Origin of the sequence: Sphingomonas desiccabilis (genome assembly GCF_004135605.1) — a bacterium.
GTDB lineage: Bacteria > Pseudomonadota > Alphaproteobacteria > Sphingomonadales > Sphingomonadaceae > Sphingomonas > Sphingomonas desiccabilis.
This window is the reverse complement of the sequence record NZ_SDPT01000002.1, coordinates 1,124,831-1,141,373: the sequence shown is the minus strand read 5'-3', so window position 1 is coordinate 1,141,373 and position 16,543 is coordinate 1,124,831. Positions and strand designations below refer to the sequence as shown.

Sequence of the window (16,543 nt, the reverse complement as noted above, 5' to 3'; positions counted from 1 at the left end):
CAGTTGCTTCACTCAGCGCGAATGGATGCTGACTTCCGTCAGCATGACGAAGAAGAGGTTGGCGTTCCACCCCTCACCCCATCGTCGGGATGACGAACGCGTCCTGCACGCGGCTCGGGCCGCCGTCCTCGCTGCCCGTGGGCAGTGCCGATCCGTCCGGCCAGCGTTGGGTCACCGTCTTGACCTTGGTCCAGAAGCGCACGCCCTCCATGCCGTGCTGGTTGGCGTCGCCGAAGCCGGAGCGTTTCCACCCGCCGAAGCTGTGATAGGCGACCGGCACCGGGATCGGCACGTTGATGCCGACCATGCCGACGTTGACCCGCGCGGCGAACTCTCGCGCGGCGTGGCCGTTGCGGGTGAAGAGTGCGACGCCGTTGCCGTACTGATGCTCCGACGGCAGCCGCAGCGCCGTCTCGAAATCGGGCGCGCGGACGATCTGGAGCACCGGGCCGAAGATCTCCTCGCGATAGCTCGCCATGTCCGGCGTCACCCGGTCGAACAGCGACGGGCCGATGAAGAAGCCCTCTTCGTGCCCCTGCAGCGCGAAGCCGCGGCCGTCGACCACCAGCTCGGCACCCTCGTCGACGCCGCGCTGGATCCAGTTCTCGATGCGCGCGCGATGCTCCGCCGTCACGACCGGCCCGTAATGCGCTTCGGCATCGGTCGAGACGCCGACGCGCAGCGCCTCGATCGCAGGCACCAGCTTCTCGCGCAGCGCCTCGGCGGTGCGATCGCCCACCGGAACCACCACCGGCAGCGCCATGCAGCGCTCGCCCGCCGATCCGAACGCCGCACCGGCCAGGTCCGCCACCACTTGGTCGAGGTCGGCATCGGGCAGCACCACGCCGTGGTTCTTGGCCCCGCCCATCGCCTGGACGCGCTTCCCCGCCTCGGTGCCGCGGCGATAGACATAGTGCGCGATGTCGGAACTGCCGACGAAGCTCACGCCCGCGATCGCCGGATGGTCGAGGATGGCGTCCACCATCTCCTTGTCGCCGTGGACCACTTGCAGGATGCCCTCCGGCGCACCCGCCTCCAGCATCAGTTCGGCCAGCCGCACGGGCACCGAGGGATCGCGCTCGCTGGGCTTGAGGATAAAGGCGTTGCCGCAGGCGACCGCGATCCCGAACATCCACATCGGGATCATCGCCGGGAAGTTGAACGGGGTGATTCCCGCACCGATTCCGATCGGCTGGCGCATGGAGAAGACGTCGATCCCCGGCCCGGCACCCAGGCTATACTCGCCCTTCAAGGCATGAGGGATGCCGCAGGCGAACTCCACCACCTCAAGGCCGCGCTGGATGTCGCCGCGCGAATCCGCCAGCACCTTGCCATGTTCGGAGGACAGCAACCGCGCGAGGCTGTCCATCTCCGCCTCCACCAGTTCCTTGAAGCGGAACAGGACGCGGGCGCGGCGCTGCGGGTTGGTCGCGGCCCAGCCGGGCTGCGCGGCCTGCGCCGCTGCGATCGCCCGGTCGAGGTCGGCACGCGTACCCAGCCGCACCTCCGCCTGCACCTGGCCGCTGTTGGGGTCGAACACGCGGCCAGTCCGGCCGGCGGCTGGCGCATCGTCGGCTCGCGCGACGACATGGTCGATGAAACGCATCGGCTCTCTCTCCTCGCAGGCGCGGCGTCTGCTGGCCGTCTGCCTGTAATTTTGTTTCAACTACCCCGGATGGAGCCGCGGGACAATCTTGCTCATCGATCGTTCAGCACAGCTGTGGCATTTGCGTAGCAATCAACGAAAGGTATCCGCGATGCGTCTCCGTTTCGCTCTTCTCGCCGCCGCGCTGCTTGCGGGCGGTACTGCCTCCGCCGCGCCCCAGGACAACAGCCGCTACGAAGCCAAGCTCGCCAAGGCGCTCGAGGGGCGCACGGCGGGAGAACCCGTCAAGTGCATCAACCTGCGCGACATCCGCTCGACCGAGATCATCGACCGGACGGCGATCCTGTACCGGATGTACAACGGCACCGTGTACGTCAATCGGCCCTCCGGCGCCTCGACCCTCGACAGCGACGACGTCCTCGTCACCCGGACCTTTACGTCCCAGCTGTGCAGCATCGACATCGTCCAGCTCGTCAGCCGGACCAGCCGCTTCTTCTCCGGATCGGTCGGACTGAGCGAGTTCGTGCCCTACAGCAAGGTGGGGGCCACCAAGAAGTAAGCCACTCCGCCGGCGGACCGCGGACCGCGGCACGCTAGGCGCCGGCGTTGCCGGCTGCGGCGAGCCAGCCGCCGGTGAAGCCGGCCCGTTCCAGCCCGCGACGGATGTGCGGGTTCTTCCGCATCGTCTTCCAGACGAGGCCGGAACGCCAGTTCTCGATCATGCAGACGATCGGCCCCTGGTCGATGCCGAGATGATCGACATCGACCCAGCCGGCGCCCGGCACCACCTTCCCGTGCTTGAGGGACACGTTCGCCGCCGTCATTGTCGGGTTGAAGGCATCGAGGAACCCGTATTTGCCGTAAATGGCTGCACCATAGCGCGCGTGCATCGCCTCGACCGCCGGCACGACGATCTCGGGGGCAAAGGCGATCGATCCCAGCGCAGCCGTCGGCGCCAGCGTACCGTCGTCCCGGTCGCCGGGACCGCGGGCGGAATAGCTGAAGAACTCCCGCTCCCGCCCATCCAGCCGGACCTTGAAGTCACCGGGCCCGTCGCACGCGGTCAGCCCCCAGACATCGGCGCTATAGCCGGTCCAGCCGCCGGGGTTGTCGGCGGCATAGGCCCGCTGCGCGTAGGTCGCGCGGCGGCTGTTCTCGAAATAGTCGAGATCCTTGCCCGTCATGTAGGTGTCGCGGATGCCGCGGAAGTCGATCCAGACCTGGCTGTACTGGTGCCCGAACATGGGGGCGAAATGCAGATAGGGGTCGCCGCCGAAGCGGGCGGTCCAACTGGGCTCGAACTGCTGAGACCAGGCGTCCCAGGTCTCCTCGGGCAAGGCATGGGTCGGTGAGCCCAGCGCCAGCACGTAGAGCAGCATGCCTTCGTTGTAGATGTCCCAGTCGTGCGGGATGAAGCCGTTCTCCGGATGCCAGCCCATCGACAGGAACGGGGCACGCGGGGTGATCCAGTTCCAGTCCACCGCGGCGTAGATCTGGTCCGCAAGCGCGCGGATGCGCACTTCGTCGGGATGATCGCCGTCGAACCAGCTCTGGGCGAACAGGATCCCACCGAGCAGCAGCGCTGTGTCGACGGTCGAAAGCTCCGCTCGGGCGAAGCGATGCCCCCGGGTCACACCCAAGAAGTGGTAGAAGAAGCCCTTGTAGCCGCTGAACCCGGTCTCGCCGGGGCCTTGCGGGGCGTTGGCGAAGAACTCCAGCGTCGCCAGCGTGCGCGCGCGCGCCGCTGCCCGGGTCACCCAGCCATGCACCACGCCGATGGGGTAGGCGGTCAGCGCGAAACCAACTGCCGCGATCGACGCAAAGGACGGCGTGGGCCAGCGATCCGGCGCCAGGCCGGTCCTGGGACTCGTAGTTTCCCAGAAGTAGCGGAAAGTACGCTGCTGGATTTCGGCAATCAGCGGCGGGAGTTCGACGCCGTCTTGTGGGACGGGTGTGGGAAGCGGCCCCCGCACCGCGGTCAACAAGCGCTCCGTCTGGGCGCAGCCTGTCAACAGGCTTGCCGCACCACCCGCGCCGGCCAGTAGCAGCTGTCGCCGGTCGAGCATCGGAACACCTTTCACAAACGAGAGGTAAAGAAATGGCGGGCGGCGCAGCAGCACCGCCCGCCAGGGCAGGGAGGAAGTTAGAAGGAGAAGCCTGCCGAGAGCTTCACCGTGCGCGGCGGGTTCCCGCCGATGCTGTAGGTGGAACGCTCCCGATAGACGCTCGGCGAACCCGGGGTCCGCGTCGTATCGTCCGGGCTGTTGTTGAAATCGACGTAGTTGCGGTCGTTCATCGCGTTGATGATGTCGAGCCGGAAGCGAATGCGCGCCTGATCATACAGGAAGTTCAGCGGCACGTACTTGGTGATCGCCAGGTCGAGCTGGCGCCGGCCCCAACGATCGCCCGAGCCGAGCGCCTCTGCACCCACGATCACGCGCTCGTACGGGTCCGCCCGATCGACCAGCTGCCGCAGGTAAGTCGGCGATTCGATCTGGAACTTGGCCGAGATCGACATGTCGATCGGCAGATCGACGCTGCCCGCCACCACGAAGCGGTGCCGCGGCACGGCACCGGAGCGCACGAACGGGTAATCGGCCGCACTCGGGAAATCGAGCAGGAAGTAGGCGGCCTGGTCCCCGTTCGGGCGGTTATCCTCCGCCTCGGTATAGGTGTAGGTCGCATCCAGGCTCCACGGCGATGCCGCCGAATAGACCTTGGTCAGCTTGAAATATGCCGAGTCCGCCTTGGTTTCCAACCCGTTGTCGCCGATGATGATCGATCCGTAGCCGGCCGGCGAGAAGTTGCCCGGACCCTGCGGCGCGCCCGTGGTCGGCGACGGTGCGAAGAACGATCCGTCCGGGCGACGATTGCCCTGCAGGTAGACGAAGCCGTCCTTGCTGACGATGCGCGTGTAGCCGACTTCCAGCTCGACCGGCTGGAACCGACCGCGCAGGCCGAGGCTGAACTGATCCGAGTATGGAACCTTCAGATCGTTGTTGATGAAGCGGAACTCGCGCCCGCCCGCCGTTCCGCGCGCAGCCAGCTGCTGACGGCCTTCTTCCGTCAAATAGGCCGGATCCCAGGCGATGCAGACCGGGTTGGTCGGCAGGCACGGGTTCTGCGTGTCGGCGCCCTGGAACAGGAAGGTACGACGCTGGAACCGGCCGGTGGCCAGCTCCTGCTGCAGGAAGTCGAACTGGTTGCGGTCGTACGACCGGCCGTAGCCGCCGAACACCGAGAATCGCCCCGCCTCGTCGAAGCGGTAGGTGAAGCCCACGCGCGGCTGCCAGGCGCCCTTGAACGCCTTCCGGTTGTTCCCGTTCGAGATATAGTCGTTGATGTCGTAGTCGGCGTTGATGAGGTTCGGGTAGTTCTCCGGCGAGATCGCCGTCAGATCCTCGTCCGGCGTGACATAGTTGAGGAACGCCGGCGTCCGCTCGTAATCCCAGCGCAGGCCCAGGTTCAGCGTCAGCCGGTCGGTGACGTCCCAGTCGTCCTGAAGGTACAGGCCGAGCTGCCAGTTCTTCGAACGGATGCGGGGGTCGCCTAGCGAACCGACCGCACCGAACTGGAGCTGGTACGGGATATCGTCGTTGAAGCCGTCTGCCACCGGAAGGTTGAGGTCGTAGCTGTAGAGCGGGTTGAGGAGGTTCTGCTCCAGCGTATTGAGCTTCACCCACTTGCTCTTCACGCCGGCCTTGATCGTGTGGCCCTCGAACCCGGTCCAGGTGAAGTCGTTCTGGACGGTCCAGCCGGTCTGGCCCTTGTCTTGGAAGTTCAGGCCCGCACCGATCCGGAACAGGTTGTAGGTGTTGATCGAGCTGCCGTTCACATCCGAACGGCGGAACTGTTGGCTGATGCCGTCCGTCGCGGGACGAGGCGCCCAGGTCACATCCTCGTAGCCGACGCGGAAGTCGTTGATCCAATTGTCGGCGGTATGCTGCCAGCGCGCGGTCCCGCGGATTTCCTCGACCTTGCTGAGTGTCGCAGTCGAATAGGCCGCAATGCCGTTGCTGATCTGCAGGCCGGATTCGTTGCGGTACTTGCCCGTGAACTCGAGCAGGTCGCTGTCGGTCGGCGTGATGTCGATCTTGCCGAAGTACAGGTCCTGCTTGAAGGTGGAGCTGTAGGAGCCGAACTGGTCGCGATATTCCGCCGGCAGGCTGTCGACCGAGACGCCATTGCCCGGCAGGATGTCGATCGGCACTTCACGCCGCTTGCCTTCGTAGCTGACGAAGAAGTGCGCGAGGTCTTTCACGATCGGACCGCCCAGTGCGACGCCGAACTGCTTGTCGGTCGTCTTCACCTTGTCGGTCTTGGTCGGATAGATCTCGGTCGGACGCCGGTCGCGCAGGCTCTCGTCGGTATAGTCGAAGAAGCCCTCGCCGTGGAACTCGTTGGTACCCGACTTAGTCGTGGCGGTGATCGCCACCGACCCGACCTGGTCGAACTCCGCCTTATAGTTGGACGAGAGCACCTGATACTCGCCGATTGCGAGCTGCGGGAACGGATTGCCCGGGGACGAGTCCTGGCCGGTCAGGCCGCCGCGCAGGACATAGTCCTTCTGGCTGACGCCATCGATGAACACGTTGACCGAGTTGCTGCCCTGCGCGCCGCCCTGGATGCGCGAAGAGCCGTCGGCGCTCTCGATGAAGCGCACGCCCGGCGCCAGATCGGCGAAGGCAAGGAAGTTGCGGCTGTTCTGCGGCAGCTGCTCGATGAGGCGGGTGGTGATGTTGATGCCGACCTGACCGCCAGACAGCGAGCGCAGGCGACTGCCCGTCACGATCACCTCGCCGCTGGTGTCCGCCGTATCGGCCGCCTGGCCGCCGTCTTGCGGCTGCTCGGGTGCCGGGGCCGCGGCGCCCTGGTCAGCGCTCAGGTCGAGGTCCAGGCCGGCGTTCTGTCCGACGTTGAGGGTGAAGTTGTCGGAGTTGCGGGTGCCGTTCTGGAGCTTGATCTCGAGCCGGTAGGTGCCGGCGCGCAGCGACGCGAAGTTGTAGCTGCCGTCCGGACCGGCGGCGACGGTCCGTCGGAGGCCGGTCGAGACCTCGACGACGGTGACCTCAACGACGGGATTGTCCGCGGGCGCGGTGATGGTGCCGCGCAGCGACGCCTGCCCGACCTGCGCCGCTGCCGGCGTGATCGCCACCGTGCTGGCAGCCAGCATCGTCGCGCCCGCGAGCGCTAACCGCAAAGCCTTGGTCCTGCTCATGATACTTGCCCTTATTCCCTGCTTGCCGGTTGTTCTGTGTTGATGGTCGACCAGGTGGTCTCGCGCACGATCAGTTCGGGAGTTCGCGGCTCGACCGCATGGTCGTGCCCTCCTGCGATCAGCGCGGTAAGCCGGACGACCGCACGCGCGCCGATCCCGGCAATGCCGACGCGCATGGTGGTGAGGGCCGGCGAGATCAGCCGCGCGAGCGGCACATCGTCGAAGCCGGCAATTGCGATGCGCCCGGGTACGGCGACCCCGGCGCGACGAAAGCGCATCATCGCGCCGATCGCCATCATGTCATTGGCCGCGAACAGCGCGTCCGGAGCTTCCGGTCCGTCGAGTTCGCGAAGCAGCTCTTCCGCAGCGGCGGTGCCCGCCTCCTCGAAGAAGTCGCCAGGAAGAATTCGAGGCGCCAGCCCGTGGCGCGCCATCGCGGCGCAATAGCCGGCGACACGCGCCTGGGCCTCGGAATTCCCGTCCGGCCCCGCGAGGTGGACGATACGGCGGCGTCCGGTGGACACCAGATGCTCCACCATCGCCTCGGCACCAGCGACATTGTCCACCCGCAGTTCGGCGCGCCCCTGAACGTTCCCGCAGCAGTTGATCAGCACGGCGGGAAGGCTCGGCGGCAGATGCTCGAACAACTGCTCGGGATCCAGGTCCGGCGCCATGATGATGACGCCGTCCACGCGCCCGCGCATCGTGCGCAGCGTCTCGATCGCGCGCGCGGGATTCGCATGCGCGTTCGAGAGCAGCAGCTGCAGCCCTCGCGCCGACGCCTCGCTGTCGATGCCCCGGGCGGTTTCGGAGAAGAACTCGCCGTGCAGATCGGGAAGCATGACGCCAATGGCGTTCGTGCGTGCCAAGCTGAGGTTACGGGCTCCCGCGTGCGGAACATAGCCGAGGGCCGCCGCAACCGCCTGCACACGCTCGCGCACGGCCGGCCGAACGTTGCTGTGCCCGTTGAGGACGCGCGAAACGGAGGCGACGGAGACGTCCGCCTCCCGAGCCACATCACGGATGGTGGCGTGCGCCATTGCCCTTTCCGACGTCCTTCCAAAACCCAGGCCGGCATTTCCGGCGCCGCCAACGGCTTGCTGTTTCGCCGCTGATCACTGTATGTGTAACCGGTTACATCAATTTGACACGGCGGGCAAGAAGGCGAAACAAGCCACGCCACAGCCGCGGCGCACCGCCAATTTCCGGGAGGATCTCTGATGAACGACCTGCGCATTTCCAGGCGCGCGATGGTGATGGGGGCGGCAACGCTGGCAACGTGGCGGGCAAGCCCCGCGCACGCGCTGCTGCAGACCGTCGCGGCCGAAAGCCAGGGGCTTCCCGCCTCTGTCGAGGCTCTGATCGCAAAGATGACGGTCGAGGAGAAGGCAGGGCAGCTGACGCTGATGGCTGCTGCCTGGGCCGGGGGCGCTGCCAACGCCCTCAACCCCGCGGCCTCGAACGGCACGTTCGATGCGCAGCTCGCGGAGACCCGCGCCGGACGACTGGGCGGCGTGTTCAACGGCAACGGTGCCGAGATGGCGCGCCAGATGCAGCGCGCGGCGGTTCGCGAATCCCGTCTCAAGATCCCGCTGCTGTTCGCGGCAGACGTCATCCACGGGTTTCGCACCGTCTTCCCGGTGCCGCTCGCCGAGGCTGCAAGCTTCGAGCCGGAGCTGGTCGAAAAGGCCGCAAGGGTCGCCGCGATCGAAGCGGCCGCAGCCGGCATCGACTGGACCTTTGCGCCAATGGTCGACGTCGCCCGCGACGCTCGCTGGGGCCGCGGAGTCGAGGGCTCCGGCGAAGACGTACGACTGGGTCGCGACATGGCGGCGGCGCGGGTGCGCGGTTTCCAGGGGAAGTCGCTCTGGGCCAACGACTCCGTCATGTCGTGCGCCAAGCATTTCGCCGCCTATGGCGCGGCGGAGGCCGGGCTCGATTACGGAGCGGTCGACGTCTCCGAGCGCACGTTGCGCGAGATCTACTTCCCGCCCTTCCAGGCCGCGTTCGATGCGGGCTCCGGCACGGTCATGGCCTCGTTCAACGAGCTGTCCGGCGTTCCGGCGACCGCCAATCCCTGGCTGCTTGACGACGTGTTGCGCAAGGAGTGGGGTTTCGACGGGCTGGTCGTGTCCGACTACACCGGCGACATGGAATTGATCGACCATGGCTTTGCCGCCGATGCCCGGGAGGCGACGAAGCTCGCCTTCCTGGCGGGGGTCGACATGAGCATGCAGAGCGGCTTCTACATGCAGCACCTGCCGTCGCTGGTTGCCGCGGGCGAGGTGCCGATGGCGCGGCTCGACCAGGCGGTCCGCCGCGTGCTCGCACTCAAGGTCCGGCTAGGTCTGTTCGACGACCCGTTCCGCCGCATTGACCCGCGTCGCGAAAAGACGCGGGTGCGTAGTGCCGGCAATCTGGCAGTAGCGCGCGAGGCTGCCCGCCGCTCGATCGTGCTCTTGAAGAACGACGGCGACCTGCTCCCCCTGCCCCGCTCCGGCAAGCGGATCGCGCTGATCGGCCCCTTTGCGCAGGGGAAGCATGACCTGATCGGCCCCTGGAACGTCTATGGCTCGGATGCCGAGGCGGTCGACCTGCTGACCGGCGTGCGCCAAGCGATGGCGGATCCCTCGCTGGTGACGGCAACCGCAGGTTCCGGAGTAAGCGCCCCCCTGCCCGGCGGCATCGAGGCTGCGGTCGCCGCCGCGAACGCCGCGGACATCGTGGTGCTCGCGATCGGCGAGAGCCAGGACATGTCGGGCGAAGCCCAGTCGCGCAACCTGGTGGTGATCCCGCCGGCGCAACAGGCCCTGGCGGAAGCCGTCGCCAAGACCGGCAAGCCGATCGTGGTGCTGCTCAAGAACGGACGCGCCTTGGCGCTCGAAGGAGCGGTGCTCGCCGCCCCGGCGATCCTGGTGACCTGGTTCCTCGGTTCGGAGAGCGGCCCCGCCACCGCCGACATCCTGTTCGGGCGCGAGAGTCCTTCGGCACGCCTGCCGGTCAGCTTCCCGCAGGTGCCGGGACAGGTGCCCTATTACTACGCACACAAGCGCACGGGGCGCCCCAATCCCGCGGGGCCGCTGCAGCCGTACAAGACGCACTATCGAGAGGCGTCCAATGCAGCCCGCTTTCCGTTCGGGCATGGGCTCACCTATGGCCGGATCGAATATTCGGGGCTGGACCTGGGCAGCGGCACGCTCGCCTGGGGCGGCACGCTGACGGTGCGGGCAACGATCACCAATCGCGGCACGCGCACGGCGGAGGAAGTGGCCCAGCTCTACGTCCACGACCAGACCGCCAGTCTCACCCGCCCGGTCCGCGAGCTGAAGGGCTATCGCAAGATCAAGCTCGCCCCCGGCGAGTCGCAGGAGGTGCGTTTCACCCTCACCCGCGCCGACCTCCAGTTCCTGGGGCTCGACAACCGCCCGGCCGTGGAGGCGGGGCTGTTCCGTGTCTGGGTGGCGCCGTCCGCCGAAGCAGAGGGCGTCTCCGGCAGCTTCACCCTTACTCAGGGATAACGAGGACCCGTGCTCCTGCGCAAGCAGGAGCACCGCCCCCTCACCCTTGTTTCTCCCGTGTCGCCAGATCTGCGACGATCGCTGCATGCGCCCCGCGCCGCAGCGGATTGAGCCACATCACCAGGGCCGAAACGAGGAAGCACAACGCCGGCATGCCAAGCATCACCCAGCGAATGCCCGTCACCGTCTCGGCGGTCTGCACGGCGCCTGGATGGTAGCCGACCAGCTGGTAGATCGTCCCCATCAGTGCGGCGGCCAACCCGAATGCGAATTTCTGGACCAGTGCCGATACCCCGAAGCCCAACGCCTCGACGCGCACTCCGGCGCGATGCTCACCATATTCCACCGTGTCCGGCAGCATGGCCCAGAACGCCAGGTTGAACCCGACCAGCGCCGCCTGCATCACCACCAGAAACAGCTGCGCGGTCCAGGCGTCCGTGCGACCGCCGCCTGCGAACACCCCCACCGCGGCAGTGCCGAGCACGGCGGAAGCGAACCACAGCCCCCGCATCCCGGACCGCGTGCCCACCGCCATCCAGACCGGCACGAAGAGCGCGCCTGCGAAACCCATAATCGCCAGCGCGGCCGGCCCGCCGGCGTCGTCCCCGACGACGTAGCTGAAGTAATACAGCACTGACCGGGTGAGCGCGGTCGCGGCCATGCCGACCCCCGCCATCGCCAGGTTGAGCGTCACGAAGGCGCGGTTGCGTGCAAGCACGCGCATGGCGCCCAGGATGGAGACGCGCGCCTGTTCTTGCCCGTGCGCGGCAGGCGACCCGCGGCCGACCACCACCAGCAGCGCCGATCCGACCGCCCCGAACAGCAGCGCCGCCGCCAGATAGCCCTGTGTCCCTCCCAGACCCCCGGGCCGGATCGCGGCGATCCGCTCCGTGCCCAATGCTACCACCAGCGCAGCCGCAGTGCCGAAGAGCATGCGCAGGCCCGAGATCAGCGCCCGTTGGCCACTGTCCCCGGTGATCCGCGCCGTCATCGCCGAATAGGGGATGTTCACGAACGCGTAGAGCGCCCGGAACGCGAGGTGCATCGCCAGCACTGCCGCCACCAGGGCAGCACCCTGAAGCGGCGGGGCCACATACAGCAGCACGAAGCCGAGCCCCAGCGGCACCGCCCCAGCGCTCAGGAACCAGCGATAGTCGCGGCGGGAGCGTTCGGCATGGATACCGACCAGCAGGTCGGCGATCCCATCCCACACCGACCCGATCAGCAGCACCAGGCCAGCAACGGCAGGCGAGAGCCGCAGCGCGTCGGTGTAGAAGAACAGCAGAAAGAAGCTGAGGCTCTGCCAGTAGAGATTGCAGGCGAAGTCGCCCGATGCGAACAGCGCGATACGGCCCAGGGAGGGCCTCACCGGCGGTGCCGCTCTGGTATCCGGTGCAAGGGCTTTGGGGGATTGCATCCCGGCCACACGTGCCTTCCGCGTCCCGCTTGTCAACCGCGCCGCCGCCGGAACGCAGCGGCGCGCAGGCGCGTTCGACCGGCAAAAGGAGAGCCCCATGACCCATATCGCCGCCACCTCCCCGATCGAACGCATCGCGCGCGTGCTGGTGGCCCACGCGCTCAGCCCCAATGGCCGCGGCGACGCCGAGCCGGACGAGGTAGTCAGCGCAGAGGTCAACGAGCGTCTTCCCGACGAGCTGCCGCGTGCCGCCGCCATCCTGCGGGCGCTGCGGGAACCCAGCCAGGAAATGGTAACCGCCGGCAATGCGCTGGAAAGCGCCGACGCCGCCGAGATCTGGGACACGATGGTCCGCGCAGCGCTGGGCGAGAAGCCGCGCGCCGCGGCCCCAATTCCGACCCCGCTGGCGGGCTGACGTAGAAAAGGGGGAGCGGCGCTCCCCCTTTCCCTGGAGCAACCTTCAAGAGGCACCCACCTAAGCCGCAGCCATCGCCATGCCCTGGTGCTGCCGCCTTCGCGAGAGCACCAGGCAGGCCTTATTCCCCGTCGGGCTTCGCCATGTTCTCGTGCATCCGGGCCAGCACGGTGTCGGGTACGACATGGCTGACCGCGGCCTGGATCTTGTTCTTGGTCCCGGCGACGACGTGGGCCGTGCCCTTCTGCATCGCGTCCCAGCCGGTCCGCGCGACCATGGCCGCATCGTCCTTGTCCTGGGTACCCACCGGCGTGTCCATCATGTTGGCGCGCTTGAAGAACTCGGTCTCCGTCGGTCCCGGCATCAGCACCGTGATCGACACGCTCGTGTCCTTCAGCTCGTTGCGAAGGGCATAGGCGAAGCTGTCGAGATACGCCTTGGTGCCGTTGTACACCGCCTGATAGGCACCCGGCATCAGCCCCGCGATCGATCCGGTGATCAGTACCTGGCCGGCGTCGCGTGCCTTCATCCGCTGGAGCATCTTCTGCAGCAGATAGGTGGTGCCGGTCACGTTGGTGTCGATGACCCGACGCCATGCCGCCACGTCCTGATCCAGGAACGCGTGGCCCAGTCCCAGGCCCGCGTTCGCGACCAGCACGTCCACATCGCGTTCGCCGATGGCGGCGAGCAACTGGTCGTTGCCTTCGATGGTCGAAAGGTCGGCCTGTACCGCCTGTACCGATATGCCGTCCGCGCCGAATGCGCCCGCGGCGGCGTTGATCTGCGGCTCGTCGGCAACGACGATCAGGTCGAACCCCTCTCCTGCCGCGATCTTCGCGATCTCATAGCCGATGCCCGTCGAGGCACCGGTAATCACTGCAAGCTTCTCTGCCATGTGTTGGGCTCCTCTTCGGGTTTCAGGCCGTGGCCTTTGCCCAGTCCGGCTTCAGCACCACCTTGGTGCATTCGTTCTGCTCGTTCTTGAACTTGGCATAGCCTTTGGGGGCTTCCTCCAGGCTCATGCGATCCGAGATCAGGAAGGTCGTGTCGAGCTTCTCCTCCAGGATCGCCTGGAGCAATCCGGGCAGGTAGCGCTGGACGTGGGTCTGTCCCGTCTTGAGCGTCAGCCCCTTCTCCATGACCGCCCCGAACGGGAACTTGTCGACGAAGCCACCATAGACGCCCGGTACCGACACGCGCCCGCCCTTGCGGCAGGCCATGATCGCCTGGCGCAGCGCATGCGGCCGATCGGTGCCGAGGAAGGTCGATGCCTTGATCTGATCGACCACGTTGTCGAGGTAGAGCCCGTGGCTCTCCAGCCCGACCGCGTCCATCACGGCGTCCGGCCCAATGCCGCCGGTCATCGTCATCAACGCATCATAGACGTCTGTCTGCTCGAAGTTGATGACTTCCGCGCCCATTTGCTTGGCGAGTTCCAAGCGGTGCGGGAAATGGTCGATCGCGATCACGCGGTGCGCGCCCAGGACGAACGCAGACTGGATGCCGAAGAGCCCGACGGGGCCGCAGCCCCAGACCGCAACCGTGTCGCCGGGCTCGATGTCGCAGTTCTCCGCCGCCATCCAGCCGGTCGGCAGGATGTCCGACAGGAACAGCACCTTTTCGTCCTCGATCCCGTCCGGGATCACGATCGGACCAACGTCCGAGAAGGGCACGCGGACATACTCGGCCTGGCCGCCGGGATAGCCGCCGGTCATGTGGCTGTAGCCGAACAGCCCTGCGGGTGCCGCGCCCCAGAGGTTGGGGGCGATGTCCTGGTTGTCGGCCGGATTCGAGTTGTCGCAGGCCGAATACTGCTGCTTGCCGCAGAAATAGCATTCGCCGCATGCGATCACGAAGGGAACGACGACGCGCTGGCCCTTCTTGAGCGTGGACTTCGGGCCGGTCTCGACCACCTCGCCCATGAACTCGTGGCCCAGGATGTCGCCCGCCTTCATGGTCGGGATATAGCCGTCGTAGAGGTGCAGGTCGGACCCGCAGATCGCGGTCGACGTGATCTTGAGGATCGCGTCGCGCGGGTTGAGGATCTCGGGATCGGGCACCGTATCCACGCGGACGTCGTGCTTGCCGTGCCAGGTGAGAGCTCGCATCTGGTTTTCCTTGAGAAAAGAGGGGATCAGGCCTTGGGCGCCGGATTGGGCGGCGAGCTTGTGGCGATCTCGCCGGTCTCCAGCAGCTGCTTCAGCCGCCGCAAGTCCCGCCGCGCCTGGATCCGCGGCTCCTTCTGGGTCAGCTTGGCCACGACCTTGCCGACGAGGCCTCCAGGGGGCTCATAGGCGATGGCCGCGGTCACGACCGTACCCCGGCCGGGATTCGCGTCGCTGAACGCCACCCAGCCGCTGTTCTCGACATCGGCGCCCTCCGCCGATTTCCAGGCGATCCGTTCGCCCTCGACATCCTCGGTGACGATCGCGTCCCATTCGTAGAGACCGTTGGGGCCCTTCACCTTCCAGTGGGAGCGGTTGCGATCGAGCACCTCGATCGACTCAACGTTCTCCATGACCCCTGCGAGGTTCGAGAAGTCGCGCCAATAGGCGTAGAGTTCCTGGCGCGGCTTGTTGATCGTGACGGCGACCCCGGTCACCGAGGATTGGCCGCCCGGCGTGTCGCCGCGCCGTACCTCGGCGTCCTTTGCAAGGATGTCGGGTGCGTCGTCCCTGGCCTCATCGCTCATCGCATCGCTCCTGGGCTGTTTCTGCTTCGCGGCGCTTTGAAAATCGCCTTGTGCTGCCAACCGACAGCGCGCGCGCCCGTTCCGCCGGACGTCGCGAAAGTCGTTCGGACGCGCGTTGGCAGCGCCTCACGCAAGAGCTATGCGCGCGGCATGTCGACCGCACCGCTCACGCTCTACAATTCGCTGACCCGCTCGTTGGAGCGCTTCGCGCCCGCCGATCCCGAGCGCGGCGCGCGCGTCTATTCCTGCGGTCCGACGGTCTACAACTACGCCCACATCGGCAACCTGCGCGCGTACGTCTTCACCGACACGCTGGCGCGCGTGCTCAAGTGGAAGGGCTATCCGCTCACCCACGTCATCAACATCACCGACGTCGGCCACTTGACCTCCGACGCCGACGCCGGCGACGACAAGATGGAGGCGGCAGCGCGCGCGCAGGCGCAGAGCATCTGGGACATCGCCGCCCACTACACCGCCGCGTTCAAGCAGAACCTCGCCGACCTCAACATCGCCGATCCCACCCGCTGGTCGGTCGCGACCGATCACATCGCCGAGATGATCGCTTTCGCCGAGAAGATCGCGCCCGATCACTGCTACGAACTCGACAGCGGCCTCTATTTCGACAGCAGCAGCGTGCCGAACTACGGCCGCCTCGCAGGTGGGCAGGACGACGCGGCCGCAGGGCGCATCGACCCGGTCGCCGGCAAGCGCCACCCGCAGGACTTCGCGATCTGGCGCAAATCGCCGCCGGGCGAGCAGCGGCAGATGGAATGGGACTCCCCCTGGGGCAAGGGAGCGCCCGGATGGCACCTCGAATGCTCGGTGATGAGCCTCAAGTATCTCGGCCCCGAGCCGTTCGACATCCACACCGGCGGCATCGACCACCGCGAGATCCATCACCCCAACGAGATCGCGCAGAACCAGGCCTATTGCGGCTGCACCGACGCGGATCCGGACTTCACCGGCGCGCGCTTCTGGATGCACAACAACTTCCTGGTCGAGCGATCGGGCAAGATGTCCAAGTCCAAGGGCGGCTTCACCACGCTCCAGACCCTGATCGGCGCGGGCGTCCACCCGCTCGCCTATCGGCTGATGTGCCTGTCGGCGCATTATCGCAGCGAGCTGGAGTTCTCGGGCGAGAACCTGGTCGCCGCGCTCACCCGGCTCAAGCGGCTGGTGATGACGGTGTCGGCGCTCAAGGCCCGCGCCGGCGACGCGGAGGGCAGCACCGACAAGGCCGCGGCCTATCTCACGCGGCTGGACGAGGCTGTATCAGACGACCTCGCCACCCCGCGCGCGTTGCCGGTGCTGGACGAACTGCTCGCCGACAAGAAGCTGTCGCCGGCCGACCGGCTTGCCGCCCTCGCCGAGTTCGACGCGGTGCTTGGCCTCGACCTGCTCCGCCTGGAGCGCGCCGCGCTGCGCGTGCGGCCGGCCGGCGCCACGATTGCTGCCGAAGACGTCGAGGCGCGCCTTGCCGAACGCAGGCAGGCCCGCGCCGACAAGGACTTCGCCCGCTCCGACGCGATCCGTGACGAGCTTGCCGTTGCAGGTATCGAGGTAATGGACGGCGACCCGCTCGGCTGGGATTGGAAGCCGGCGTTCTAAGACGAGCCGCCCCTCCAGACCCGTTTAGTGCGAGTAGCTGCCCCCGCCTCCACTCCGTTGGGTTTGAGT

At 67.1% G+C, this 16,543-nt stretch carries 12 protein-coding genes; 4 read left to right on the top strand and 8 right to left on the bottom strand.

What is annotated here, in order from left to right; translation table 11 throughout:
* Positions 1–73: 73 nt before the first annotated feature.
* Positions 74–1,606 (bottom strand): CoA-acylating methylmalonate-semialdehyde dehydrogenase, encoded by a 1,533-nt coding sequence (locus tag EO081_RS13545; protein WP_129342403.1) that lies wholly within the window; start codon positions 1,604–1,606, stop codon positions 74–76.
* A 151-nt stretch (positions 1,607–1,757) separates the two neighbouring features.
* Here EO081_RS13545 and EO081_RS13540 point away from each other — a divergent pair, with 151 nt between their 5' ends.
* A complete protein-coding gene (locus EO081_RS13540; RefSeq protein ID WP_129342402.1) occupies positions 1,758–2,165 on the top strand; it encodes a hypothetical protein in 408 nt (135 codons plus the stop codon).
* Between the two features lie 34 nt (positions 2,166–2,199).
* Here EO081_RS13540 and EO081_RS13535 read toward each other — a convergent pair whose 3' ends face one another.
* From EO081_RS13535 to EO081_RS13525, 3 genes are all read right to left on the bottom strand, one after another.
* Complete coding sequence (locus EO081_RS13535; protein WP_129342401.1) at positions 2,200–3,672, bottom strand: glucoamylase family protein; 1,473 nt, start codon at positions 3,670–3,672, stop codon at positions 2,200–2,202.
* A gap of 77 nt (positions 3,673–3,749) precedes the next feature.
* Positions 3,750–6,824 carry a TonB-dependent receptor gene (locus EO081_RS13530; RefSeq protein WP_129342400.1) on the bottom strand — a complete coding sequence of 1,025 codons (3,075 nt, stop codon included), beginning with the start codon at positions 6,822–6,824 and terminating at the stop codon, positions 3,750–3,752.
* Positions 6,825–6,835: 11 nt separating this feature from the next.
* Positions 6,836–7,864, bottom strand: a complete 1,029-nt coding sequence (locus EO081_RS13525) for a LacI family DNA-binding transcriptional regulator (protein WP_129342399.1) — start codon at positions 7,862–7,864, stop codon at positions 6,836–6,838.
* A 180-nt stretch (positions 7,865–8,044) separates the two neighbouring features.
* On the opposite strand from EO081_RS13525, the gene EO081_RS13520 reads away from it, so the two are divergent.
* Positions 8,045–10,342, top strand: a complete 2,298-nt coding sequence (locus EO081_RS13520; protein ID WP_129342398.1) for a glycoside hydrolase family 3 N-terminal domain-containing protein — start codon at positions 8,045–8,047, stop codon at positions 10,340–10,342.
* A gap of 40 nt (positions 10,343–10,382) precedes the next feature.
* Here EO081_RS13520 and EO081_RS13515 read toward each other — a convergent pair whose 3' ends face one another.
* Entirely contained in the window at positions 10,383–11,711 is a 1,329-nt protein-coding gene (locus EO081_RS13515; RefSeq protein ID WP_240697670.1) for an MFS transporter, read from the bottom strand.
* Between the two features lie 145 nt (positions 11,712–11,856).
* On the opposite strand from EO081_RS13515, the gene EO081_RS13510 reads away from it, so the two are divergent.
* Positions 11,857–12,174 carry a hypothetical protein gene (locus EO081_RS13510; RefSeq protein WP_129342396.1) on the top strand — a complete coding sequence of 106 codons (318 nt, stop codon included), beginning with the start codon at positions 11,857–11,859 and terminating at the stop codon, positions 12,172–12,174.
* Positions 12,175–12,295: 121 nt separating this feature from the next.
* Here EO081_RS13510 and EO081_RS13505 read toward each other — a convergent pair whose 3' ends face one another.
* From EO081_RS13505 to EO081_RS13495, 3 genes are read right to left on the bottom strand one after another with little or no spacing between them, the layout of a single operon-like run.
* A complete protein-coding gene (locus tag EO081_RS13505; RefSeq protein WP_129342395.1) occupies positions 12,296–13,069 on the bottom strand; it encodes an SDR family NAD(P)-dependent oxidoreductase in 774 nt (257 codons plus the stop codon).
* Positions 13,070–13,091: 22 nt separating this feature from the next.
* A complete protein-coding gene (locus EO081_RS13500; protein WP_129342394.1) occupies positions 13,092–14,282 on the bottom strand; it encodes a zinc-dependent alcohol dehydrogenase in 1,191 nt (396 codons plus the stop codon).
* Positions 14,283–14,308: 26 nt separating this feature from the next.
* Positions 14,309–14,866, bottom strand: coding sequence for an SRPBCC family protein (locus EO081_RS13495; RefSeq protein WP_129342393.1), 558 nt, complete (start codon positions 14,864–14,866; stop codon positions 14,309–14,311).
* 150 nt (positions 14,867–15,016) lie between these two features.
* On the opposite strand from EO081_RS13495, the gene cysS reads away from it, so the two are divergent.
* Positions 15,017–16,474: a cysteine--tRNA ligase gene (cysS, locus tag EO081_RS13490; protein ID WP_129342392.1), complete on the top strand. Its 1,458-nt coding sequence runs from the start codon at positions 15,017–15,019 to the stop codon at positions 16,472–16,474.
* The last annotated feature ends 69 nt before the right edge of the window (positions 16,475–16,543 follow it).